The organism is Pseudomonas avellanae BPIC 631 (genome assembly GCF_000444135.1).
GTDB classification, from domain to species: domain Bacteria; phylum Pseudomonadota; class Gammaproteobacteria; order Pseudomonadales; family Pseudomonadaceae; genus Aquipseudomonas; species Aquipseudomonas avellanae.
On record NZ_ATDK01000263.1, the window covers coordinates 1 to 2,230 of the forward strand.

1 protein-coding gene is annotated in these 2,230 nt (G+C 51.8%); it reads right to left on the reverse strand.

The annotated features are described in order from the left end of the window. Positions 1–105: 105 nt before the first annotated feature. Positions 106–1,329: a type III secretion system effector HopQ1-1 gene (gene hopQ1-1, locus DW49_RS0115360; protein WP_003379982.1), complete on the reverse strand. Its 1,224-nt coding sequence runs from the start codon at positions 1,327–1,329 to the stop codon at positions 106–108. Between the last annotated feature and the right edge of the window lie 901 nt (positions 1,330–2,230).

Here is a 2,230-nt window from a genome sequence, read left to right on the forward strand (position 1 = left end):
ACGCGATCTACTGGACTTCACGAGCAGCAGTCAGGCGGGTAGCATGGTTTTTCACCGTGCTACCCTCGCCATCGCGGATGGTCCCACATTTGTCGGCACTACGGGTCAATCTGGGGCTACCGTCGACTGGACAAGCGCAGATTTGGCTAAAGCGGACATCAATAACTTTGCTTTCTCTGGATGCGTCACATCATCTGGACCTACTTGCTCTACAACACCAAATCCTTCTGTGTGTATAGCTTTGGGTTTAAATAGCAGTTTTGCCGCACCTGGCACTGAGGCCAGTAATGTCAGAGGATCATACAGGTTTAGCTTCGTCACCTTAGGCCAGATATCTTCAAACGAACTCTCTTTATTTTTATCCAGTTGTGCTACTTCAATCTGTGCATTCGGCATGAACGTCCGAAAGAACCATGAGTCATCCAACCCGGGAAGCAATCCAGCTTGAATACCTTCCCAGAGGCCTTTCAACGCACTCTTCTGAACGTCTCTCAGATAGTGGCCTACTGGATGTCCGCTCCCCGCTATCCCTTCGTAAAATGAAGGCGAAACCGCCGTTTTATAGGCCGCCTCCTTTGTCACTATACGAAGTGGAATGCCAAGCTCCTGCGCTTTCCGATAAAGACTGCGCGCAGCGTCCATGTCGGTCGCATTGTTGTAAGCGCGTGCATCAGGCTGTACAAAACCATCTGCGTCCTTTAAAGGCTCGACGCCGCCCATGATGGTGATGTCATCAACCCGTTCGCGCACCATATCCGGGCAGGTAGTGATGAGCGCATTGATATCACTCATGCCTGCAATTACGACAATACCGACTCCATGTGGCGCACGGGCCAGGCGCCTGCTCATGTCCTGCAAGCTGTCGCGGTGTATTTCACCAGGTCCAGCCCTTAAAGCATGACCTTCCAGTAAAAATTTGGCATGTTCCTTCGACTGAAGCGAATTCATTGCGTAATCCCGACCACGCGACACATGCACGTCATGCAACTCAAGCTTGTTGAACACGCCTTTGGCCATCTCGGCACGTTGAGAGCGAACTTCAGCATCACCCAGTGTTGCCACTACGTCCGTGATGTGTACAAAGCCCTCAGCCTGCAATTGCTTGCCCAAGGTGTAGGTCACGACATCATCCGGGTCCTTGTTAGGATCAGTGAAAAACCACGTATCCTTAGGTAACCGGGGCTTGTGTAATCTCAGTTCGTTGATGGCCATGTTTTCGTCTGAGGTCAGATGAGCGTTGCATGCGCCCACTTGTGCAAGCATCGTGCGCTGTGCCGCAGTCAATAACGTTGGCGCACTTTTCGACCGCTCCAAAACTGGGCTGCTCATGCTTGCTTGCTGAGAAAGTGCTGATTGCGCGCTACTTTCCGATGGGGTACGTGATATTTGTTTTGACTGATCTAGGATGAGACGTGAGGTGGTATGGCCTGCGGTGATAGGACGATGCATTGAGTCGACCTCCTGGATAGATGAACCTGCTGTGTGGCAAGCAACGCCGTTTCGGTTTCATCACCAGGGTCAAGTGCAGCTCGCTCCGGGTTAGAACATCTGCGGATTTGATTTGATCCGCCGGATATGCGAACAGGGCAGCCTGCGGCTGCAAATCGCCCGTTCTTGCGATCGCGTAGCTGTAGCGGCCTGCAATCGAAATGGCCCGGACCTGCAATCATCGCGTTTTTCGACCAGGATTGATTGCATCTATCCGAGCCAGCAAACCGGGATTATTTGCGAATGAACCTGCGTTCATCTGGTTCGACCTGCAATCGATTGTCATGAACCGGAATTATTTGCGAGTGATCGCTCGCCGCTTATGTCTCATTTGAGCACACCCTTGTGAGACGTATGGCCGAGACGCTTTTTGCGTCTCAATAGGGCGGCTTTTAATTTTTGATACGGTACGTTCACAAATTCTAGAGTCTAAAGAGATAAACTTGACGATGGCACCTTACGGAGGTAAGAGGTTGGAGCTTCCAACAGCAGCGCTACCGGGCTACCGGACTGAATCGTGTGATCGCAGTGCAGGGTGCGGGGAGCAATGAAACAGAAAGTGCACTAAGCCGAGTGCATGCGCGTAAACCCCGCTAAAATCATCGGTTTTCAGTCGAATTTAATCCTGGTCGGCCGCTCTCGATTGCAGGTCGAAGTGGCTGGATGCAGGTTCGTTTGCAGTCAATGCTGGTTCGCGGTGCCGGATAGACGCAATCAATCCCGGTCGAAAAACGCGATGATT